The following is a 23054-nucleotide window of genomic DNA, read 5'->3' as shown; positions in this document are numbered from 1 at the left end:
CGGGGTAAAACTCGACGATGGGATACATAGGTTGCCCGGCGGGGTCTTCGTGCCGCGACCGCCGCCGGAAAATGCGGCGGCTATATGCGCGCTATATGCCCTTTCCCGGAATCGATCTCGAATTGCTACGCGACATGCGCCTAATCCCCTGTCCTTAAGGCCGCATCCGCACCCAGCGGCGGCCGGTTCCGTCGGGGGCAAGAATGAAGCTTATATCATCATTGATCGTCACGCTTGTCGGGATGCCCGCCGCTGCGCTGGCGCAGTCGACACCCGGAGACAAGGTCGCGAACGGGACCATGCCACCGCCCGCGATCACCGTCAGCGGATCGACATCGATCGCGTCCGACTACCGCTTTCGCGGCGTGTCGCAATCCGATCGGAACATGACCGTGCAGGGCGGCATCACCATCGCACACGACAGCGGCTTGTACGTCGGTGGCTGGGCTTCCAGCCTTGCGGGCTGGGGTACCTTCGGCGGTGCCAATATGGAGCTCGACCTGATCGGCGGCTACAAGGCGGCGCTGGCCGGCAACGCGACGCTGGACATCGGGCTGACCTGGTACATGTATCCGGGCGGCGCGGACAAGACCGACTTCGCCGAACCCTATGCCAAGCTTACCGGTACTGCGGGCCCTGCGACCCTGACCGCCGGTGTCGCCTATGCACCGAAACAGCAGGCGATCGGCAAATGGTACGACACCGGCGCCGACGCGGTGGCCGGCCTGTACAACCATCCGGGCGGCAGGGGCGACAACCTGTATCTGTGGGGTGACGGTGCCGTGGCGGTCGCGGGCACGCCGTTCACCGGCAAGGCGCACATCGGCCACAGTCGGGGTCAGGACGGGCTTGGCCCGAACGCCACCGCGATCGCGCCGACGGGCGGATATTGGGACTGGTCGCTCGGCATGGACGCGGTCTGGCAGAAGCTGACGGTCGGCATGTCGTACATCGATACCGACATTTCGCGGCGCGAGGCGACCTATCTGCGACCCAGCTTCAGCAAGGGGCAGGACGGTACCGGCACTATCGCCGGCAGCACTGTCGTCGCGTCGCTGACCGCGGCGTTTTGAGCAGCACCGGCAATGGAAGACCTGCTCTGGACCGCCATCATGGCCGGATTGGTGGCGATGACGCTCGCCTATGTCCGCCTGTGCAACAATGCCTAGTTCCGGGCTCAACCCCGGCTTCAACCCGGGCCTGAGGTGACGCGATGACCCTCGATCTATGGCTGGCGGCACTGACCGCGCTCGGCCTTCTGTTATATCTGGTGGCGGTGCTGATCCGCCCCGAACGCTTCTGAAGGGAGCGGACGCATGACTATCCAGGGCTGGTTCCTGATCCTCGGCTTCGTCGCCGTGCTGCTCGCGCTCGCCAAGCCGGTCGGTGCGTGGCTGTTCGCGCTGTACGAAGGCCGCCGCACGCCGCTCCACCTCGTTCTGGGCCCTGTCGAGGCGGGCTTCTACCGGCTGGCCCGCATCGACCCCGGTCAGGAGCAGGGATGGCGCCGTTACGCCGTCCATATGATCGTCTTCAATGTCGTCCTGATGGGGTTTACCTATGCGGTGCTGCGATTGCAGGGCGTGCTGCCGGGCAATCCGCAGGGGCTGGCAGGGCTGTCGCCGCCGCTGGCGTTCAACACCGCGGTCAGCTTCGCGACCAACACCAACTGGCAGAGCTATGGCGGCGAGACGACGATGTCGAACCTCAGCCAGATGCTTGGGCTGACGATCCACAACTTCCTGTCGGCGGCGACGGGCATCTCGCTCGCCTTCGCCCTGTTCCGCGGATTCGCGCGACGCGAAGCGGGGGCTATCGGCAATTTCTGGGCGGACGTGACGCGGGTCACGCTGTACCTGCTGCTCCCGATCAGCATCGTCTATGCGACGTTCCTGATCGCCAGCGGCGTGCCGCAGACGTTGGCGGGGGTGGTCGACGTCACCACGCTGGAGGGTGCGAAACAGTCGCTGCTGCTGGGGCCGGTCGCCAGCCAGGAAGCGATCAAGATGCTCGGCACCAATGGTGGCGGCTTCTTCAATGCCAACAGCGCTCACCCGTTCGAGAATCCGACCGCGCTGACCAACCTGATCCAGATGCTGTCGATCTTCCTGATCGGCTTCGGGCTGACCTGGACGTTCGGCCGCGCGGTGGGCGACACGCGGCAGGGGTGGGCGATCCTGTCGGCGATGGTGATCCTGTTTCTCGCCGGGGCCACCGTCACCTATGCGCAGGAGGCGGCGGGCAATCCGGTGCTGCACCAGCTAGGTATCGCGGGCGGCAACATGGAGGGCAAAGAGGCCCGGTTCGGCATCGCCGCCTCGGCCCTGTTCGCGGTGGTGACCACCGCCGCGTCATGCGGCGCGGTGAACGCGATGCACGACAGTTTCACCGCGCTGGGCGGGATGATCCCGCTGTTTAACATCCAATTGGGCGAGGTGGTGATCGGGGGCGTCGGCGCCGGCATCTACGGGTTCCTGCTGTTCGCGATCCTGGCGGTGTTCGTCGCCGGGCTGATGGTGGGGCGGACCCCCGAATATGCCGGCAAGAAGATCGAGGCGCGCGAGGTGAAGCTGGCGGTGCTGGCGATCGCGGTGCTGCCGCTGACGATCCTTGGGCTGACCGCCTTGTCGTCGGTGGTGGCACAGGGGCTGGCCGGGCCGCTCAACAAGGGGCCGCACGGGTTCAGCGAGATTCTCTACGCTTTCACCAGCGCGGTCGGTAACAACGGCTCCGCCTTTGCCGGTCTCACCGCCAACACGCCCTGGTACAATGGGCTGCTTGGCGTCGCGATGTGGATCGGGCGGTTCTTCATCATCGTGCCGATGCTCGCCATTGCCGGCAGCCTTGCCGCCAGGAAGCACACACCGGAAAGCGCCGGATCGTTCCCGACCACTGGCGGCCTGTGGGTAGGTCTGCTCGTCGGGATCGTACTGATCCTGGGCGGCCTCACCTTCCTGCCGAGCCTCGCGCTCGGCCCCATCGCCGATCATCTCGCGATGATCCACGGCACCTTGTCCTGAAAGGCGGGCCCGACATGGCAAAGACCTCCAGCAAGAGCTTGTTCACCGCCGACCTGGTCGTGCCCGCGATCAAGGCTGCGTTCGTCAAACTCAGGCCTGCGGAACTGATCCGCAACCCGGTGATGTTCGTCACCGCTGTCGTCGCCCTCCTGATGACGGTCCTGCTCGTCATCGGCGATGACGAGCTGACCATCGGCTTCAAGCTGCAACTCGTCGTCTGGCTGTGGCTGACCGTATTGTTCGGCACCTTTGCCGAAGCACTGGCGGAGGGGCGCGGCAAGGCGCAGGCCGCTTCCCTGCGCGCCACCAAGGCGGAACTGACCGCCAAGCGGCTGCGCGGCGATGGCCGCCAGTATGACGACGTGCCCGCCAGCCAGTTGAAGGTCGGCGACATCGTACTCGTCGAGACGAACGACCTGATCCCGTCGGACGGCGATGTCGTATCCGGCGTCGCTTCGGTCAACGAGGCCGCGATCACCGGCGAGAGCGCGCCCGTGATCCGCGAGGCGGGCGGCGACCGCTCTGCCGTCACCGCGGGCACGCGCGTCATCTCCGACGAGATCCGCGTGCGCGTGACGGTGATGCCGGGCCAGGGTTTTCTCGACCGCATGATCGCGCTGGTCGAGGGGGCGGAGCGCCGGAAGACGCCCAACGAGATCGCGCTGACGTTGTTGCTGGTCGGGCTGACCATCATCTTCCTGATCGCGGTCGGCACCATCCCCGGCTTCGCCAGCTACGCTGGCGGATCGATCCCCGTCGCAATGTTGGCGGCGTTGCTCATCACGCTGATCCCGACCACGATTGCAGCACTGCTGTCGGCGATCGGGATCGCGGGCATGGACCGGCTGGTCCGCTTCAACGTGCTTGCCAAGTCGGGGCGCGCGGTGGAGGCGGCGGGCGATATCGACGTGCTGCTGCTCGACAAGACCGGCACGATCACGATCGGCGATCGTCAGGCCAGCGCGTTCCGCAGCGTCGGCGGCGCGACCAATGCGGAACTGGCGGAGGCGGCTCTGATCGCCAGCCTGGCCGACGAGACGCCGGAGGGCCGCTCGATCGTCGTGCTGGCGCGTGACCGGTTCGGGGTGCGCACCACCAATCTGCCGCGGGGGGCGGAGGTGATCCCGTTCACGGCGCAGACCCGCATTTCCGGCGTGCGGACGCCCGACATGCTGGTGCAGAAGGGGGCCGTCGACTCGATTCTGAAGGCCAATCCGGGGGTCGGTGAAACCGCCGCCGCGACCGAACTGCGCCGGATCACCGACGAGATCGCCCGCGCAGGCGGCACGCCGCTGGCGGTCGCACGTGACGGCCGCCTGCTCGGCGCGATCTTCCTGAGGGATGTGGTCAAGGCCGGTATCCGCGAACGGTTCGGCGAATTGCGGCAGATGGGTATCCGCACGGTGATGATTACCGGCGACAACCCGCTTACCGCCGCGGCGATCGCCGCGGAGGCCGGTGTCGACGATTTTCTGGCTCAGGCCAGCCCGGAGGACAAGCTGGCGCTGATCCGCAAGGAGCAGCAGGGTGGCCGGCTGGTCGCGATGTGCGGTGACGGCACCAACGATGCGCCCGCGTTGGCGCAGGCGGATGTCGGCGTCGCGATGAACACCGGCACACAGGCCGCGCGCGAGGCGGGCAACATGGTCGATCTCGACAGCGATCCGACCAAGCTGATCGAGGTCGTCGGGCTCGGCAAGCAACTGCTAATGACGCGCGGTGCGCTCACCACCTTTTCGGTCGCGAACGATGTCGCCAAATATTTCGCGATCATTCCGGCGATGTTCGTGGCGCTCTATCCCGATCTCGGCGTGCTCAACGTCATGGCGCTGGGCAGCCCGCAGAGTGCGATACTGTCGGCGATCATTTTCAACGCGGTCATCATCCCGATGCTGGTGCCGCTGGCACTGCGCGGCGTGACCTATCGGCCGATGGCGGCCGGGCCGCTTCTCGCCCGTAATCTCGCCATCTACGGGCTGGGCGGCCTGCTGGCCCCCTTCGTCGGCATCAAGGCCATCGACCTGCTCGTCGGCGGCATCGGCCTCGCATAAGGAAGACCATCATGGGCAACGACTTCTCATCCGCCTTGCGGCCCGCGATCGTCATGACGATCCTGTTCGCAGCCTTGCTCGGCATCGTGTATCCGCTGGCGATGACCGGCATAGGGCAGACGATCTTTCCGGGGCAGGCCAATGGCAGTCTGGTGCGCAACGCCGCCGGCCGGGTGATCGGATCGACGGTAGTGGGCCAGGCTTTCACCACCGATCGCTATTTCCGGACCCGGCCGTCGGCGGCGGGCAAGGGCTATGACGGGCTCGCCTCGTCGGGATCGAACCTCGGCCCCGCCAGCCGGGCATTGGTCGACCGGGTGAGGCCCGACATTGCCCGCCAGCGCGCCGAGGGGGTAAAGGGGCCGTTGCCCGCCGACCTCGTCACGGCCAGCGGCTCCGGCCTCGATCCCGATCTGTCGCCCGCGGCAGCGCTGGTGCAGGTGCCGCGGATTGCCCGGGTTCGCGGGTTGCCCGACGCGACCGTGCGCGGGATCGTCATTGCGGCGACCGAGCGGTCGCCCTTCGGCGAGGCGCACGTCAACGTTCTCGGGCTGAACCGCGCGCTGGACGCCACGCCGCGCTGATGACGGCCGGCGGCGCCGACCGACCCGATCCGGATGCCCTGCTGCGCGCCGCCGTACAGGAGGGGCGGGGACGGCTGAAGATTTTTCTCGGCGCCGCCCCGGGTGTCGGCAAGACCTTCGAGATGCTGTCCGAGGGGACGAGCCGCCGCCGTGACGGCGTCGACGTCGTCATCGGTGTGGTCGAGACGCACGGGCGCGTCGAAACCCAGGCGCTGACCCGTGGTCATGAGATCGTGCCCCGGCGCGCGGTCGCCTATGAAGGGCATACGCTCGGTGAGATAGATATGGACGCCGTCCTGGCGCGAGCACCCCGGCTGGTGCTGGTCGACGAACTGGCACACAGCAACGCCCCCGGCAGTCGCCATCCCAAACGCTATCAGGATGTCGAGGAATTGCTGGCCGCCGGGATCGACGTCTATTCGACCGTCAACATCCAGCATGTCGAAAGCCTCAACGACATCGTCGCGGGCTTCACTCGCGTCCGGGTGCGAGAGACAGTGCCCGACCGTATCCTGGAGATGGCGGAGATCGAGGTCGTCGACATCCCACCGGACGAACTGATCGAGCGGCTGAAGGCGGGCAAGGTCTATCTGCCGCACGAGGCAACCCGCGCGCTGGGCCATTTCTTCTCGCGATCCAACCTGTCGGCCCTGCGTGAACTCGCCTTGCGCCGCGCGGCGCAGGCGGTCGATGCGCAGATGCTGGAGCATGTTCGCGCCCTGGGCGTGGGCGGAACATGGGCGGGCAGCGAGCGCATCGTCGTTGCGATCAACGAGCTGCCTGGCGCGGATGGACTGGTGCGGGCGGCCAAGCGGGTGGCGGACGGGCTGCATGGCCCCTGGACCGCGCTGTTCGTCGAAACCCCCCGGACCGCGCAGTTCGGCGAGGCGCAGCACCAGCGGGTTGCCGCAGTGATGACGCTGGCGACGCAGCTGGGGGCGGCGGTCGCTACCGTGCCGGCGCCGTCAGTAGTAGAGGGCATTCGTAGTTTCCTGACCGATGCCCGCGCGACCCAGTTGGTCGTCGGCAAGTCACGGCGGTCGCGCTGGTTCGAGTTCCTCCACGGATCGATCGTCGATCGTCTCGTCCGCGAAACGCCGGGGGTGACGATCCATGTCCTCCCGCTGGAGGATTATGCCCCGCCGTCTCCTGCCGGCCGGTCGGAACCGGTCCGGGAGCCGAAGGCGGGTTACGCGATCGCGCTGGTGCTGGTGGCGCTGGTCACGGCGCTGGCCAGTGCACTGTTCCATATCCTGGAACTCGGCAACGTCGCGTTACTGTATCTGCTGCCGGTGATGGCGGCGGCCAGCCTGTTCGGGCTGCGGACCGGCCTGTTCGCCGGGATCGCCTCCAGCCTTGCCTACAATTTCTTCTTCCTGCCGCCGGTGGGGACGTTGAGCGTCAGCAACCCCGAGAATCTGGTGTCGGTCTTCGTCCTGCTCGGCGTGGCGATCGCGACCAGCCAGCTGACGGCGCGCGTGCGGACGCAGGCGGACATGGCGGCGGCCAGCGCCCGCACCAACGCCACGCTGGCGGGCTTCCTGCGCCGGTTGAGCGCGGTCAACGATCCCGCGATCGCATCGCGGATGATCTGTGACGACGTCGCCGGGCTGTTCGACGTGGAAACGGTGGTGCTGGCCCCTTCCGGCGGGACCGGGCTGGGGGTGCAGGCGGCGAGCACCACCGACTATCGGCTCGATACGATGGACATGGCGGCGGCGAACTGGGCGTTCGACAACGGCACCGCTGCCGGCAAGGGATCGGGGACGCTCGCCGCATCGGAATGGCTGTTCCAGCCCTTGACGGCCGGCGACCGAGTATTGGCGGTGATCGGGGTGGCCCGGGAAAGCGGCGGTGATCCGGTACGGGCGGACCGGTTGCCCCTGCTCAGCGGGTTGATCGATCAGGCGGCGCTGGTACTCGAACGACTTCGACTGGAAAGCGAGATGCGCGATGTCGAGGCCGTGCGCACCCGCGACCGGCTGCGCACGGCGCTGCTGTCGTCGGTCAGCCACGATCTGCGCACGCCGCTGACCGCCGTGATCGTCGCCGCGGACCAGCTCGATCACGGTGCAACCCCGGAGCTGGTCGCGACCATCCGAAGTGAGTCCGCCCGGCTCAACCGGTTCGTCGCCAACCTGCTCGACATGGCTCGCGTCGAGGCGGGCGCGCTGAAACTCGCGATCGAGGCGACCGACCTGAGCGACGCGGTGGCGGGTGCAGCACATGATGCCCGCCGCGCGCTACAGGGCCATGACGTGCGCCTCAATGTGCCGCCGTCGCTGCCGCTGGTCCGGATCGATCCGCAACTGCTGCACCATTGCCTGCTCAACCTGCTCGATAACGCGGGCCGTTATGGCGATCCCGGTACAGAGATCGTCGTTGCGGCGACCCATTGCTACGGCGAGATCAGGCTGGCGGTGCGCGATCATGGACCGGGCCTGCCGCCGGGGCGTGAGGCGGAAGTGTTCGAGACGTTCCACCGCCTCGAAGGCTCCGATCGCGCGGTCGGTGGGACCGGCCTGGGTCTCGCGATCGTCAAGGCGTTCGCCGAGGCGATGGGGATGACGGTGGAAGCAGGTAGCCGCGACGACGAACCCGGGGCCGTCTTTACCCTGATCTTTCCGGCCGGGCTGATCGTCCGCCACGCTCCAGAAGGTCACATCTGATGCCTGCCACGATACTGGTCGTCGACGACGAATCCTCGATCCGGCGGCTGCTGCGCAACACGCTGGAACGCGCGGGCCATGCCGTGTTTGAGGCGGCGGACGCCCGCACGGCGCTGTTGCGGGCGGCATCCGACCATCCCGACGCGATCCTGCTCGATCTCGGTCTACCGGATCGGGACGGGCTGGGGCTGATCCCGTTGCTGCTGAAGGATGCCGATCCCGCCATCCTGATCGTCTCCGCCCGCGACGCCACGGAGGAAAAAGTCGCAGCGCTCGATCTCGGCGCGCATGATTTCGTATCCAAGCCGTTCGATACCGAGGAACTGCTCGCCCGCCTGCGTGTCGCGCTGCGCCATCGCGGCGGAGTGGCGGCAAAGATCGTGCGTCATGGCGATCTGGTCATCGACCTCGACCGACGGATCGTCTGCCGTGCGGGGGAGGAAATGCACCTGACCCGCAAGGAATATGGCGTGCTGGCGATGCTCACACACCATGCCGGCCGGGTCGTGACCCATGATCGCATCCTGGCGGCGGCCTGGACCGGCGATGAGGATCCGAGGGTCGAATATCTGCGGATCGTCGTGCGCAACCTTCGTCAGAAGTTGGAGGCGCCGGGCCCGGTCGGCAGCGTCATCGCCAACGAACTGGGCGTCGGCTACCGGTTGCGCGCCGACCATTGACGACCAGTTAGGCCGCCGGCCCCTGCAGGCCCGGCGGGGGCACACCTTCTGCTTCGGGGTCGACGCCGCGCCGCTGGTCGAGCGAGCGCATGATCGGCGTCACGGTCAAACCATGGAACAGGACGGACAACAGTATGATCAGCCCGACGATGCCCCATAGATGCGTCGCATCGGGCACCGCCATGTGGTTGATGCCATAGGCCAGATAATAGATCGATCCGACGCCGCGGATGCCGAAGAAGGCGAGGGTCCGTTTCTCGCCGCGATCGGCGGGGTGGCCGATCAGCCCGATCCGCCCCGTCAACGGCCGCACCACCAGCAGGATCGCCAAAGCCACCGCGCCATCGACCCAGGTGACGGAGGCGAGCAGCCCGCTGACGAGCGCTCCCCCGAACAGGATCAACAGCACCATCATCGCCAGCCGTTCGATCTGTTCGGTGATCGCGTGCATTTCACGCTGGAATTTGTGGTCGCGGTGCGTGCTGCGGAATGTCAGCGCGGTCACGAACACCGCGAGGAAGCCATAGACATGGACGATCTCGGTCAGGCCATAGGATACGAACGTGGCTGACAGTGCGATCAGCCCGTCCCCCGTCCGCGCCAGCTTCGTCTCGGCGGGAATGTGAAAGGTCAGCCAGCCGAAGACGCGTCCCACCAGCCAGCCACCGGCGACCCCGCCCACAATCTCCCACAACACCCGGTAGGTCAGCCATTCCGCCAACCACGGTTTGCCGATCGGTAGCGCGGCGGCCAGCATGATCGCGAGGTGGACGAAGGGAAAGGCCGCGCCGTCGTTCAGCCCCGCTTCCGACGTCAGGCCGAACCGCACCTCGTCCTCGTCGCCGGTCTTGGGCGGCCCGACCTGCACGTCGGCGGCCAGCACCGGATCGGTGGGGGCGAGGCTGGCCGCCAGTAGCAGCGCGACCGCCAGCGGCAGGCCGAGCGCGGTCATGCCGAGCAGGGTGATCGCCGCGATTCCCAGCGGCATGGTGATCGCCAGCAATCGCCAGGTGATCGACCATTGCCGCCATCCGAACACCCGGTCGATCTTCAGGCCCGCGCCCATCAAGGCGATGATGACGACGAATTCGGCGAACCGTTCGGTCACCTCCGGATACCGGATCGGCAGCGGCCGCAGCGTCACCTGCGGCAGCAGGAACAGCACGGCGCCGATCGCAATGCACACGATCGGCAGCGACAACGGTAGCCGTTTCAACGCGAGCGGCAACCACGCCACCAGCGCGATCAGCAGCCCCGCGCCGGTCATGACGAGGATATAGGTGTCGGGGTAAAGGTCGGACGTCATGGCCGCTCAACGGATGATCCGGGGGCATGGCTACATCGGCTCTTGCAGCGGATGGTGCGAACACCTGCCGCGATCCGATGTAACCGACGCAGATCAGGCATATTTTCCGGGAACGCAGGCAGCACGGATCGGGTTCTGCCGGGAACGACAGGAGCATCGTTACCCATGCCGACCATCATCACCGAGCATCTGCACATCGATTATGCCGATCATGGCGATCCGGCGGGAACGCCGGTCCTGCTACTGCACGGCTGGCCCGATGATGCGTCGACTTGGGACGCGGTCGTGCCGGCCCTGACCGCTGCCGGCCTGCGGGTGATCGTGCCGAGCCTGCGTGGATTCGGGGCAACGACCTTCATCGGGGATGCCGCGCGTACCGGTGACAGCGCAGTGCTGGCGCTCGATGCGATCGCGCTGATGGATGCGCTGGGGATCGGTCGGTTCATGGTCGCCGGCCATGATTGGGGCGCCAATGCCGCGGAGGCACTGGCGGTCGGCTGGCCGGACCGTGTCGAGCGGCTGGCGATGCTGTCGACCCCGCCCCGGCTGGGCGGGATACCGACCCCGCCGTTCGAACAGGCACAGCGGCAATGGTATCACTGGTTCATGGCGACCGGGCGTGGCGCGCAGGCGGTGCGGGACGACCGTAAGGGTTTTGCCCATGTCCACTGGCTCAACTGGTCGCCGTCCGGCTGGTTCGACGAGGAGACGTTCGACCGGGTCGCCCGCTCGTTCGACAATCCCGACTGGGCCGATGTCACGCTGCACAGCTACCGCGCCCGGTGGGACGAGGCGTCGCCCGATCCCCGCAGCCGCTGGCTGGACGACAAGGTCAGGGAGACGCAGACGTTGTCGCTGCCGGCCTTGTATGTTCAGGGCGCGGTCGATGGCGTCAATCCGCCATCCGCCGGCAAGGGTGTGCCGGCTAGGTTCGACGGACCGTTCGCCGTCGTCACCCTCGCCGGCGTCGGCCATTTCCCGCAGCGGGAAAATCCGCAGGCCGTGTCGCGGCATCTGCTGGCATTCTTTACCGGCAATCCCGTCGACCTCGCCGACACCACCGACCGAAGCCTCTACATGCACAAGAGCAAGTCCTACCTGGCCGGGGCCGCGGCGCTGGGCGTGATCGCCGCCGCCGCGATCGGTGTCGCGCAGGCGCAGGCGCAGGCGCAACGCATGGCCGGCCCGCTGACGCTGGTCGCAGAGTTCGATCATCAGGTCACCGGCGTCGCGATGACGGCCGATGGCCGCCGCTTCGTCAACTTCCCGCGCTGGACCGACGATGCGCCAATCTCGGTTGCGGAGGTTCTGGAGGACGGCTCGCTCAAACCCTATCCAGATGCCAAGTGGAACAGCTGGCGCAACGCGCGTGCCAACGAACTGCCGGTCGGCGACTATTTCGTCTGCGTCCAGTCGATCGTGCCGGATCGGCAGGGCAATCTCTGGGTGCTCGACCCTGGCGCACCGGGCAACGAGAAAATCCTCGAAGGTGCGCCCAAGCTGGTGAAGATCGACCTCGCGACCGATCGCGTGACGAAGGTCATCAAGGTGGCGGGCGATGTGGCCTTGCAGGGCACCTACCTCAACGATATCCGCTTCTCGCCCGATGGCCGGACGGGGTACATCACCGACAGCGGCACGCGCGGCGCGATCATCGTGATCGACCTCGAAAGCGGCACGGCGTTCCGTGCCCTCGATGGGCATCCCTCCACCCAAATCGACCCGACCGTGACGGTGATGACCGATGGCAGGCCGCTGGTCCGGCCCGATGGCCGTCAGCCGGCGTTCGCCGCCGACGGCATCGCGATCTCCAACGATGGCGGCACGCTTTACTATCAGGCGCTGACCGGCAAGACGCTGTACAGCATCGATACGCAGCTGCTCCGTCCAGACGTCGACGAACGCCAACGTGCCGCCGGGGTGACGACCGTCGCGCAGACGCATGTCGCCGATGGATTGTGGATGAGCAGGGCAGGAATACTCTACCTGACCTCGCCGACCGACAATGCGATTTCGCGACTGGTTGGCGACCGGGTCGAGCGGGTGTTGAGCGATCCGCGACTGCGTTGGCCGGATACCTTTTCCGAAGGCCCCGATGGTCGCCTGTATGTGACCGCCAGCCATATCCAGGATACCAACTGGTTCAAGCCGGGAGCGCCGGCCTCGATCAGGACGCAACTCTTCTCGTTCGCGCCGACCATATGAAAAGCCTGGCCCCCGCCCCCGGGGAGTTGCCGACGCATCCCGGCGGGCGGCCAGCGGCAACGTGCGGTTAGGCGCGGACCCGGTGCTGTCCAACGTCAGTCAGCGTTGGAACGATATCAACCCCGTAGACTTCGTCGCGGTCGAGGATGGTCCGGTCTTACGGCGACGTCAGGCGAACCAGCCCAGCACGGTGCGGGTCAATGGATTGGCGGGGTCCGCGAGCAGCTTGGCGGTCAGCGCCAGCGACATGACGATCAACAGCGGTCGCGCCACGCCCGAGCCGAACCGCATCGTCGCATAGGCACCTACCTGTCCGCCCGCGACGCTGGCAACCGCCATCGCCAGCCCCGTCACCCACAGCACATGGCCGCCGACCATCAGCACGGCCAGACCTGCAAGGTTGCTCGCCAGATTGAGCAGCTTGGCCCCCGCCACGGCGCGGATCATGCCCAGCCCGAACAGCGCGACCAGTGCGGTCGTGAAGAACGATCCCGTCCCGGGCCCGAAGAACCCGTCATAGCAGCCGATACCGAACGCCACCGCGACCAGCATCGCCGGTCCGAGGCGGGCATGACGATCCTCGTCGCCCATCCGGGGTGCGAGAAGGAAATAGAACATCATCGCGATCAGCAGTACGGGCAGGAAGCCGGCGAGGAAGCCCGGATCGATCAGCGTCAGCAGATATGCTCCCAGCCCCGCCCCCATGAAGGCCCCTAGTGCAGGAAGCATGGACCGCCGCAGATCGATATGACCCCGGCGGGTATAGGCGATGACCGCCCCGGCGGTGCCGAACGAGCTTTGCAGCTTGTTGGTCGCCAATGCCTGGATCGGCGGGATCCCCGCCGCCAGCAGCGCCGGAATCGTGATGAGGCCGCCGCCGCCCGCTACCGCATCAATCATGCCGGCGACGAAGGCCACTGCCATCAGCAGGATCGTCAGGCCAATTTCCGGTTCCATGCAACACCCCCATGCCGTTCGCGGGCCATAGGCCATTCGTCGTCGCGATGGCCATGGGCGTAACGGCAAGTGACGGCTCATCCGGCATTGGCACCAATCCAGCGGAAAACCACAATCAAGCGACGGGCGCGATAGGAGGGGAGATCACGTTCGCTTGACGCCACCATCTCAACGGGCGTAGGGCAAATCCAAGAAACGAGACCCAGTGCCATATAATGGGAAACCGTCGGTAAAATGCCCCTATGCGGGTGCTTACACTCCCATGTGATGGAGGGGATCGATGACACGTTCGACTACCGCCGTACTTAACGGCACCTCGCGCGTGGCGCTCGGCGCCGCCCTGCTGCTGGCCGCCGCATCCGGTGCCGTGGCCCAGACCGCGCCAATCACCACCACGCCGCAGGGCGCGCCGGCCCCGATACCGGCGCCTGTCCAGTCCACCACCGAGCAGCCGACCCAGCCGGCACCGGTCGCGGACGACGCCAGCGGCCCCGACATCGTCGTGACGGGCATCCGCGCCAGCCTGGCCAATGCGCTCAGCGCCAAGCGCGATTCGGCGCAGGTGCTCGATGCGATCTCGGCAGAGGATATCGGCAAGTTCCCTGACAAGAACGTCGGCGAAGCGCTTCAGCGCGTCACCGGTGTGCAGATCACGCGCGCGGGCGGCGAGGGCTCCGGTGTGTCGATCCGCGGTGCTTCCCCGGATTTGAATCGGGTCGAGATCAATGGGCAGACCGCGTTGTCGACCGGTGCTGGCGTTGCCACTCGGCAGGTCGAATTTCGCGATATTCCTGCTGAGTTCGTCTCGCGCCTCGAAGTGGTGAAGTCCGCGACTGCCGACATGACCGAAGGCGGTTTGGGCGGCACGGTGCGGATCATCACGCGCCGGCCGTTCGATGCCAAGGACGGGTTCCTGTCCGGTTCCGCACAGGCGGTATATGGCGACCTCGCCGACCGCGTCGACCCGAAGTTCGCGCTCATCGGCAGCAAGCTGTTCGCCAACGACACGATCGGCATCCTCGGCTCTGCCACTTATGAAAAGCGCAGCCTGTGGTACGATCAGGCGCGCACCACCGGTTGGCGCCAGATCGAGCGTTTTCCCACTACACCGAACAGCGCGGCCAACCCGAATTGCCTCACCGGCCGCAATCAGGCGCGCTGCGTCGATATCGACAATAACGGCTTTGGTGACTTCTTCCCGGACGTGCCACGCTACGTCATCAACCGCGAACTGACCGAGCGTTACGCGTTCAACGGCATCGTCGAATGGCGGCCGAGCGACGATGTGCGCGCCTTCGTCGAGGGAACCTATACCCGCGGCAAGCAAAAGATCGACTCGCAGTTCCTGCAACTCAGTACGGGGCAAACCGCCGGTTTCTTGACCGAAAACGGCGGTGTCGATCTGACTCGCACGACGCTGGGTCAGGACCAGACGGTCGACAAGGTGACCTTCGTCGGCCCGACTGGCGGGGCCGCCGGGCTCAACGCCGCCTATCGCAACATCCTGGGCGTGATCGACCGGCAACAGTTCAACGGACAAGTCGGCGCCGACTGGGACGTGACCGACCAGTTCAAGGTCACCGGCCGCGCCAGCTATGCCAAGGCAAAGGCGTACAATAACGAGATCAACGCGACCGCGACCGCGCAGGGGTTGCGGGAGATCACGATCGATTACACCGGCGATCAGCAGGCGCCCAACATCATCCTGCCGATCGATCCGACGACGACGCAGGGCATCACCCAGTTCACCGTGCTGCGCCGCCCACGTTACAACAACCAGCGTGAGATCGATTTCAAGCTGGACGGCGAATACAAGCCGGAGACGTGGTTGACCTCGCTGAAGATCGGCGTGCAGAAGCGTGACCTGAAGGTGACGAGCCGTCTGTTCGATGCGAACAGGACCTATAATGGCTATGTCGCCGGTACGCCCGGCTTTGGCAACATCACCCAGAACAGCTTTGTCACCGGATCGGCGCAGACGGTGGTGCAGTCGACCGGCACCAATGCCGCAATCCTGAACCAGATTCAGAGCATCATTGGTCCCAACGCGACGCTGGGCGATCACGACTTCTTCAACACCGGCGATCTGGGCTTTAACGGCATCAAGCGCTGGCTGAACCTGGGCATGGATGTCGCCAATGCGGCGGGCATTCCCGATCCCTTTGTCAATCCGGTGCCAGCCGATACATGGGGCGTCACTGACAAGAATCTGGCGGCCTATGTATCCGCAGCGTTCGAGGTCGAACCGTTCGGCAAGCGGCTGACCGGCGTGATCGGCGCGCGCGTCATCAATACGAAGACGGACACGCGCGGATCGGTGGTGATCGCCCCCACGCCGGCGCGGCCGGCGGGTTTGGTCACGCCCTTCACGTCGAAGGGCGAATATACCGAGTTCCTGCCCAGCCTGAACCTGAAGATGGAGCTGATCCCCAACAAGCTCCAGTTGCGCGCCACCGCGACGGAAGTGATCGCCCGGCCGTCGCCCGCCGATCTGGCGCCGCGTTTCACGCTCGACATCCTCGGGCTGACCGGATCGCGCGGTAACCCTGGGCTCCAGCCCTATCGCGCCAAGCAATATGATTTTGGCGTGGAATGGTACATCAGCCGCGTCAACTTCGTCTCTGCCACGCTGTTCCGCAAGGACATCAGCTCGTTCGTTGACCGCACCACGCAGCAGGAGGTGATCGACGGCGTCAATTACACCATCGGCCTGCCGGTCAACGGCACGTCGAAGGTACAGATCAACGGTGCCGAACTGGGCGGCCAGTTCGCCTTCGACTTCCTGCCCAAGCCGTTCGACAGCTTTGGCGTGACTGCGAACTACACCTATTCGGATGACAAGGGATATAACCAGCGAGATTATTTCACTGGCGATTTGCTGACCTTCCCCGGCCTGTCGAAGCACAGCTACAACCTGTCGGGCTATTATGACGACGGGACGATCTCGGCCCGGCTGTCGTACAACTGGCGGTCACGCTTCGTGATCGCGGCGCTCGACCGGGGTAACAACCCGGCGGTGGGCGAGCCGTTCGGCCAGTGGGACGCATCGGCCAGCGCCACGTTGACCGACAACGTGTCGGTGTTTCTCGAAGGCGTGAACGTGTTCAATGCGCAGCGCACCGAGAACGCAGCGAGCATCTATCGTCGCAACATCATCGAGACCTATGGCCGGCGCGTCTATGGCGGCGTGCGGGTGAAGTTCTGATCGGGCAGGGCGGGCGGCCACGTTGTCGTCCGCCCGGTTCGACCAATCTGAAAATCGTTTCACCACAAACTTGTATGCGTTGACCCCAATCAGATGCTTGGCGGTGGTACGTTAATCTTGGTTATCGTAAGCAGGCGGTGATGGCCGCCCGCTCGACCCGCATTGACCATATCGTGCTGTGGCCGGTTCTTTTGGGACTGGCCTATTTCTGTTTCGCCTCGCTGTCGCTCCATCTCACTCGCGGGGTCGATGGTATCGCGACGATCTGGCCCGCCAGTGGTATCCTGTTGTCGGCGCTGCTGCTGTCTCCGCCGAAACGCTGGCCGGCCTTCATGGTCGCGGCGGGCGTCGCCAGCTTCACCGCCAATATGGATGCCGGCGCCGCCTGGCCTCGCGCGCTCGGCTTCTCGATCGTCAATGTCAGCGAATCGGTGCTGGCGACGTATCTGTTGCGGCGGCAACGCCCGATCGACCTGTCCTTCGCCGATCCGTCGAGTGTCGGGCGGTTTTGCCTGGCGACGATAATCGCCAGCACGGTGAGCGCCACCTTGGCCAGTATGGTGTCGCCGGCCCCGTCGGGCACGATATTCCTGTCGTGGCTGACGACGGTGGCGCTGGGCATGATGATCGTGACACCCGTGGTGCTGACGGGCGCGAACATCGTCATGCATCGCCCGGCGACGCCGCCGATGCGGATGATGATCGAGGGCGGCCTTATCCTGACTGGCGTCGCGGTGCTCAGCATCGGGGTGTTCGCGCAATCGACCTATCCGCTGCTGACGCTGCCGATGCTGGGGGTGCTGGCCGCGACCTATCGGCTGGGGCCGCATGGCGCGACCGTCAGCGTGCTGCTGATCGCGATCATCGGATCGGTCGCCACCGGTTATGGCCTGGGGCCGGTTACGTTCGTCGACGGGGTCGAGCGCGCGGTGCTGTTCTTCCAGTTCTATCTGCTGACCCTGCTCGGTTCCGCGTTGCCGCTGGCGGCGCTGCTGGCCACGCGGGAGCGGATGATGGCCCGCATCGGTCGCGACAAGCGATTGCTGGAAATGGCCGAGCGCGCGGCGCATGTTGGCCACTGGCGGTTCGCAGCGGGCGACGGATCGATGCTCTGGTCGGCGGAGGTGTTCCGGATGCATGGGCTGGATGAAGACGGCGAAGCACCGTCGTATCAGGACACGCTGCGCCTGTTCCATCCGGACGATCAACCGTGCATGTCGAACGCGGTCAACCAGTTGATGACGACGGGTGAGCCGTTCGACCTCGACGCCCGCATCATGCGCCGGGACGGCACGGTCCGCGACGTCCATGTTCGCGGTGAGGCGGAACGCGATCGTCATGACCAGACGGTGGCGGTGTTCGGTATGATGCAGGACGTGACCGCGCGGGTCGAATCGGTGCGGGCGCTCCACGCCGCCCGCGACGCTGCCGAGCATGAGGCGCGCCGCGCGGTCACCCTGTCGGAAACCGATCAGCTGACCGGCATCGCCAACCGCCGCAAGGCGCTGGCGGTGCTGAATGAGCGTATCATCCGCGCATCTACGGGCGGTCAACCGGTTGCGATCGCGATGCTCGACATCGATCATTTCAAGTCGATCAACGACGATTATGGCCATGCGATGGGCGATGCCGTGCTGGTACGCGTGGCAGAATTGTGCCGCCTGGCGCTGCGCGAAACCGACCTCGTCGGCCGGATCGGTGGCGAGGAATTCATGCTCGTCATCGATGGAGTGACGCCGGAGGGGGCGATGGTCACGGCCGAACGGGTACGTCATGCGATCGCCACCGCCGATCCGGTGGCACCGGGCGTCCGCACCATCACCGCCAGTCTGGGGGTCGCGACGTTCCACCCCGGGGCCAATGCCCGCGGACTGATGCAGGCGGCCGACGATGCGCTTTATGCGGCCAAGCATGGCGGTCGTAACACGCTGCGCGTGGCCGCCTGACTGCGGATGGCGGAGGGATCGCGGCCGCTGATGCGTATGACGATCAGGAGGTTGTGTCACCATGGATGATCCCGTCGAAGACGGACTGGCCCGGCTGGCAATAATGGCGGTGCCGCCTGCGCTCGATCGCCTCGAAGCGAATGTCTTCGCTGCGATCGACGACGATGCCCGCCACCGGGCTTCCAGCCGGACGATCGGCCTGTGGTCGGTGGGGGCGGCGCTGGCGCTGGGGTTGATTGGTGGCACCGGTCTGGGTGGGGGTATGGCGCGAGCGGCGGGGCCGATCGGCATCGACGATGCGCTGGCACCGTCGACGCTGCTGCTCGGGCAATGACACCGGCATTTCGCCGCAACGCGCTGACGGTCGTACTTGCGTTCCTGGCGGCGGTCGCGGGGGTGATGGTGGGTGGCCGGATGTTGTCGCGATCGCCGCATCACGGCACCGAACTCCACATGCTGCTTCACCAGGACATCATGTTCGACGCCAAGCAGGAAGCCGCGATCAACGGGCTGGAGGCGCGCTTTGCGGTGCAGCGGGCGACGCTGGAGGCGCAGTTGCGCGCCGACAATGCCCGCCTCGCCGCTGCGATCGAGCGGGAGCATGACAATGGCCCCGCCGTCGCCGCGGCGGTCGATCGATCGCATCGCACGATGGGCGCGTTGCAGAAAGCGACGCTGGCGCATGTCTTCGCCATGCGTCGGCTGATGCGTCCCGACCAGACGGCGGCGTTCGACCGGGTCGTGGTGTGGGCGCTGACCCCGGCGCCGTGAACGTTGATCCGGACGCGCTTGACTCCGATGCGCTGGATGACGCCGCACTGGTCGCGCTGCACCTGAGGGGGGCTCCTACCGCGCGGCAGCCTGCGTTCGCCACCCTGATGCGGCGGCACAAGCGATGGCTGTACCGGCTGATCGTCGCGCAGACCGGCGAACCCGACGAGGCGCTCGATCTGGTGCAGGAAAGTTTCGTGTCAGCCCATGCCGCGCTGGCCCGGTACGATCCGGCTCGTTCGCTGCGCGCCTGGCTGGCGCGGATCGCGATCAACAAATGTCGGGACTGGCACCGGCGGCGGCAGGTGCGTCGCTTCCTGACACGGGTGCTGCCGATCGAGGCGGCCGAGCGCGTCGTCGATCCCGCCGCCGATGCGGAATCGCGGGCGATCAACCGCGACGATCTGGCCAGGACGCTCGCCGGTATCGCACGGCTGCCCGCCGCGTTGCGTGAGCCGCTGCTATTGTGCGGGGTCGACGATCTGAGCCATGCCGAGGCGGCCGACGCGCTGGGTATCACGACCAAGGCGGTCGAACTGCGCATCCGTCGTGCCCGCGCTGTGCTGGCAACCGATGAAGGACGGGCATGAGGGGGCGCCACTCCCGTCGCGTATGACTAACTGACATCGCCCCGCTTGGCCCAAGGACCTGCATGACCAGACCGACCCGACGCCGTTTCCTGCGCGACGCTACGCTGGGTGGTGGCGCGCTGGCGCTGCCGTGGCTGCCGGCCTGGGCACAGCCGGTATCCGTCGGGCTGGCGGTACCGCTCCCGACCGTATCGGGCACCGATATCGCGCTGACGGTCGGGCATCGGATGATGACGATCGATGGTCGACAGCAGCACGCGATCGGGATCAACGGCACCGTGCCCGGCCCGCTGATCCGGCTGAAACAGGGCCAGAATGTCCGGCTGGCGGTGACCAACACCCTCGATGAGGAAACATCGATCCACTGGCATGGCTTGCTGGTGCCGTTCCAGATGGACGGTGTGCCGGGAATCAGCTTTCCGGGTATCCCCGCGCGTACGACCTTTACCTACGAATTTCCGGTGATCCAGGCGGGGACATACTGGTATCACAGTCATTCGGGCCTGCAGGAGCAGATGGGGCATTACGGCCCTATCGTGATCGATCCCGCTGGCCCCGATCCGGTGGAGTCGGACCGGGAGCATGTGATCGTGCTGTCGGACCACAGCCCGCTTCATCCCCATGCCATCTTCCGCAAGCTCAAATTGCAGGGCGGCTACTTCAACTACCAGAAGCAGACGCTGGGCGGGTTACTGGCAGGCAGGGGCCAGTCGGCGGGAGAACGCCGGATGTGGGGCGGGATGCGGATGGACCCGACCGACGTGTCCGACGTGACCGGCGCGACCTACACCTATCTGGTCAACGGGCACGGCCCCACCGACAACTGGACCGCATTGTTCACGCCGGGTGAGCGGGTACGACTGCGGATCGTGAATGCTTCGGCGATGACGATCTTCAATGTCCGTATTCCGGGGCTGAAACTCACGATCGTGCAGGCCGACGGCCAGAATGTGAGGCCCGTCGCGGTCGACGAATTCCAGATCGCGGTCGCCGAAACCTATGACGTGCTGGTCGAACCCACCGGCCCCGATGCCTATACGCTGGTGGCGGAGGCATGGGACCGATCGGGACTGACGAGGGCGACGCTGGCGCCACGAATCGGGATGGTGGCGTCGGTGCCTGCGCTGCGCCGCCGCCCGCTCGCGACCATGAAGGACATGGGCATGGGCGGTATGGTGGGTATGGATCACGGTACGGCCGCCGCTACCGACTGTCCGCCCGAACACGCCGCAATGGGACATTGTACCCCCGGCGGTCCGCCGATGGCTGCGGGCATGAATCATTCGATGCGCGACTTCGCCAATGCCCCCGGCCTGCCCAGAACACCGACGGTGCAAACGGTCGCGCCCATGCCGGTCGATCGGACGGGAGAGGCGCCGCAGGGGCTTGCCGATGCCGGGCACCGGGTGCTGGTCTATCGCGATCTGGTGGCGCTCGATCGCAACCCGGATTTGCGCGCGCCGTACCGCCAGCTACGCATCCACCTGACCGGCAACATGGAACGCTATATGTGGGCGTTCGACGGCGTGAAGCTGAACGAGGTGACCGCGCCGATTCCGTTCCGGCAGGGCGAGCGGGTACGCGTGACGCTGGTCAACGACACGATGATGGCGCACCCGATCCATCTCCACGGCCATTTCTTCGAACTGGTGACGGGGCATGGCGATCACTCCCCCCGCAAGCATACGATCAACGTCGCCCCTGGCGGCACTGCGACCTTCGATTTGACCGCCGATGCGGTCGGCGACTGGGCGTTCCATTGTCATCTGCTCTATCACATGCATGCCGGGATGATGCAGGTCGTCACCGTTCGCCCCGATAGCGAAGAGGGGGCGGAAGCATGAAAGCGTTAATTCTCTCGATCGCGCTGGCGACGCCCGCCGCCGCGCAGATGCACGACATGCACGGCATGGCGATGCCGGGAATGACGATGCCCATCCGTGCGCCCCAGCCGAAGAAGCCTGTCCGACGGGCCGTGAAGAAGGCTCCGACCACGCCGCGCCGGACGAAACCCGTGGTCCCCACTAAGTCCGGTATGATGATGGCGACGCCCGCGGCGGAGGCATGTTCGCCCGAACATGCGGCTATGGGGCACTGCACCCTCGCGTCGCCGACGCCTGCACCGTCGGCCGGGGTGGTGCCCGATCATGCCGCCATGTCGGGTATCGCGATACCCGCGTCAGTCGATCCGTGTCCGCCGGAGCATGCCGCGATGGGCCACTGTATCCCCGCCGCACCTGCCGCGAAGAACGGTATGCCAGCTGGCACCGATCAACTCGCCGGTGATGCTCCCCCGCCCGCGCCGCCTGTCGATCTGGCAGCTTCGCGCTTCCACGCCCCCGCAGCGATGGACGCGGCGAACCGCGCGATGCGGCAGGAGCATGGTGGCATGCGGTTCGGCCAGATCATCTTCAACCTTGCCGAGGTGCAAGTGCGAAACGGTCGCGACGGCTATCGCTGGGATGGCGAAGGCTGGTTCGGCGGCGATATCGATCGGCTGGTGGTGAAGACCGAGGGTGAAGGCGGGTTCGGCCGCCGGGTCGAGGCGGCGGAGGTGCAGGCGCTATATGCTCGCGCGATCGACCCCTATTGGAACCTGCAGGCGGGGGTCCGGCAGGATATCGGTGCCGGCGCGCGGCGCACCTATGCGACGATCGGCATCGAAGGGCTCGCGCCCTATTGGTTCGACGTCGAGGGGGCAGTGTTCGTCTCGAACCGGGGCGACGTGCTGGCGCGCGTGGAGGCCTGGTACGACCAACGCCTGACCCAGCGCGCGATCCTGCAGCCCCGCGTCGAAATGAACCTTGCCGCACAGGACGTGCCTGCCAGCGGGATCGGCGCCGGGTTGTCGAGCGCTGAAATCGGCCTGCGCCTGCGTTACGAGATCAGACGCGAATTTGCCCCCTATGTCGGTTTCTCGTGGGAACGCCGCTATGGTGCCACCGCCCGTTATACCCGTGCCGGCGGCGCTTCGACGACGGGGGGGATCGCCGGGGTTCTGGGTGTCCGCACCTGGTTCTGACATCCCACCTGCTTCACTTCGGGACGACGTCCTGAACCCCGGCTGATT

Annotated in this window: 17 protein-coding genes; 15 read left to right on the top strand and 2 right to left on the bottom strand. The window is 66.2% G+C overall.

From position 1 onward, the window contains the following. Window positions 1–203 precede the first annotated feature (203 nt). From ABD719_RS09070 to ABD719_RS09040, 7 genes are all read left to right on the top strand, one after another. The gene (locus ABD719_RS09070) at window positions 204–1073 is read left to right on the top strand and encodes a TorF family putative porin (RefSeq protein ID WP_344693025.1); all 870 of its coding nucleotides are present in this window, start codon (window positions 204–206) and stop codon (window positions 1071–1073) included. A 140-nt stretch (window positions 1074–1213) separates the two neighbouring features. After that, window positions 1214–1303 (top strand): K(+)-transporting ATPase subunit F, encoded by a 90-nt coding sequence (gene kdpF, locus ABD719_RS09065; RefSeq protein WP_038665721.1) that lies wholly within the window; start codon window positions 1214–1216, stop codon window positions 1301–1303. A 13-nt stretch (window positions 1304–1316) separates the two neighbouring features. After that, window positions 1317–3020: a potassium-transporting ATPase subunit KdpA gene (kdpA, locus tag ABD719_RS09060; RefSeq protein WP_344693023.1), complete on the top strand. Its 1704-nt coding sequence runs from the start codon at window positions 1317–1319 to the stop codon at window positions 3018–3020. Between the two features lie 14 nt (window positions 3021–3034). Further along, complete coding sequence (kdpB, locus tag ABD719_RS09055) at window positions 3035–5071, top strand: potassium-transporting ATPase subunit KdpB (protein ID WP_344693022.1); 2037 nt, start codon at window positions 3035–3037, stop codon at window positions 5069–5071. 11 nt (window positions 5072–5082) lie between these two features. Beyond that, window positions 5083–5655, top strand: coding sequence for a potassium-transporting ATPase subunit KdpC (kdpC, locus tag ABD719_RS09050; RefSeq protein WP_344693020.1), 573 nt, complete (start codon window positions 5083–5085; stop codon window positions 5653–5655). Continuing rightward, a complete protein-coding gene (locus ABD719_RS09045; protein WP_344693019.1) occupies window positions 5655–8324 on the top strand; it encodes a DUF4118 domain-containing protein in 2670 nt (889 codons plus the stop codon). The genes kdpC and ABD719_RS09045 overlap by 1 nt, the downstream gene beginning before the upstream one ends. Continuing rightward, window positions 8324–9004, top strand: coding sequence for a response regulator transcription factor (locus ABD719_RS09040; RefSeq protein ID WP_344693018.1), 681 nt, complete (start codon window positions 8324–8326; stop codon window positions 9002–9004). Before ABD719_RS09045 ends, ABD719_RS09040 begins: the two co-directional genes overlap by 1 nt. Window positions 9005–9011: 7 nt before the next feature. On the opposite strand, the gene ABD719_RS09035 is transcribed toward ABD719_RS09040, so the two are convergent. Next, window positions 9012–10310, bottom strand: coding sequence for a cation:proton antiporter (locus ABD719_RS09035; RefSeq protein WP_344693017.1), 1299 nt, complete (start codon window positions 10308–10310; stop codon window positions 9012–9014). Window positions 10311–10475: 165 nt separating this feature from the next. Between ABD719_RS09035 and ABD719_RS09030 the strand changes: the two genes are divergently transcribed. Continuing rightward, a complete protein-coding gene (locus ABD719_RS09030) occupies window positions 10476–12515 on the top strand; it encodes an L-dopachrome tautomerase-related protein (RefSeq protein WP_344693016.1) in 2040 nt (679 codons plus the stop codon). A gap of 168 nt (window positions 12516–12683) precedes the next feature. Here ABD719_RS09030 and ABD719_RS09025 read toward each other — a convergent pair whose 3' ends face one another. Further along, window positions 12684–13472: a TSUP family transporter gene (locus tag ABD719_RS09025; protein ID WP_344693015.1), complete on the bottom strand. Its 789-nt coding sequence runs from the start codon at window positions 13470–13472 to the stop codon at window positions 12684–12686. A gap of 280 nt (window positions 13473–13752) precedes the next feature. Here ABD719_RS09025 and ABD719_RS09020 point away from each other — a divergent pair, with 280 nt between their 5' ends. From ABD719_RS09020 to ABD719_RS08990, 7 genes are all read left to right on the top strand, one after another. Continuing rightward, window positions 13753–16677 (top strand): TonB-dependent receptor, encoded by a 2925-nt coding sequence (locus ABD719_RS09020; protein ID WP_344693014.1) that lies wholly within the window; start codon window positions 13753–13755, stop codon window positions 16675–16677. Between the two features lie 140 nt (window positions 16678–16817). Next, a complete protein-coding gene (locus ABD719_RS09015; RefSeq protein WP_344693013.1) occupies window positions 16818–18623 on the top strand; it encodes a sensor domain-containing diguanylate cyclase in 1806 nt (601 codons plus the stop codon). Between the two features lie 61 nt (window positions 18624–18684). Continuing rightward, the gene (locus ABD719_RS09010) at window positions 18685–18957 is read left to right on the top strand and encodes a hypothetical protein (RefSeq protein WP_344693012.1); all 273 of its coding nucleotides are present in this window, start codon (window positions 18685–18687) and stop codon (window positions 18955–18957) included. Further along, on the top strand, window positions 18954–19394 hold the full coding sequence (locus ABD719_RS09005; protein ID WP_344693011.1) for a periplasmic heavy metal sensor: 441 nt from the start codon (window positions 18954–18956) through the stop codon (window positions 19392–19394). Before ABD719_RS09010 ends, ABD719_RS09005 begins: the two co-directional genes overlap by 4 nt. Then, window positions 19391–19984: an RNA polymerase sigma factor gene (locus ABD719_RS09000; RefSeq protein WP_344693010.1), complete on the top strand. Its 594-nt coding sequence runs from the start codon at window positions 19391–19393 to the stop codon at window positions 19982–19984. The genes ABD719_RS09005 and ABD719_RS09000 overlap by 4 nt, the downstream gene beginning before the upstream one ends. A 62-nt stretch (window positions 19985–20046) precedes the next feature. Then, on the top strand, window positions 20047–21828 hold the full coding sequence (locus tag ABD719_RS08995; RefSeq protein WP_344693009.1) for a copper resistance system multicopper oxidase: 1782 nt from the start codon (window positions 20047–20049) through the stop codon (window positions 21826–21828). Continuing rightward, entirely contained in the window at window positions 21825–23006 is a 1182-nt protein-coding gene (locus ABD719_RS08990) for a copper resistance protein B (RefSeq protein ID WP_344693007.1), read from the top strand. Before ABD719_RS08995 ends, ABD719_RS08990 begins: the two co-directional genes overlap by 4 nt. Window positions 23007–23054 lie beyond the last annotated feature (48 nt).

Origin of the sequence: Sphingomonas cynarae (genome assembly GCF_039537815.1) — a bacterium.
Lineage (GTDB): Bacteria > Pseudomonadota > Alphaproteobacteria > Sphingomonadales > Sphingomonadaceae > Sphingomonas > Sphingomonas cynarae.
This window is presented reverse-complemented; position numbering and strand designations above follow the sequence as displayed.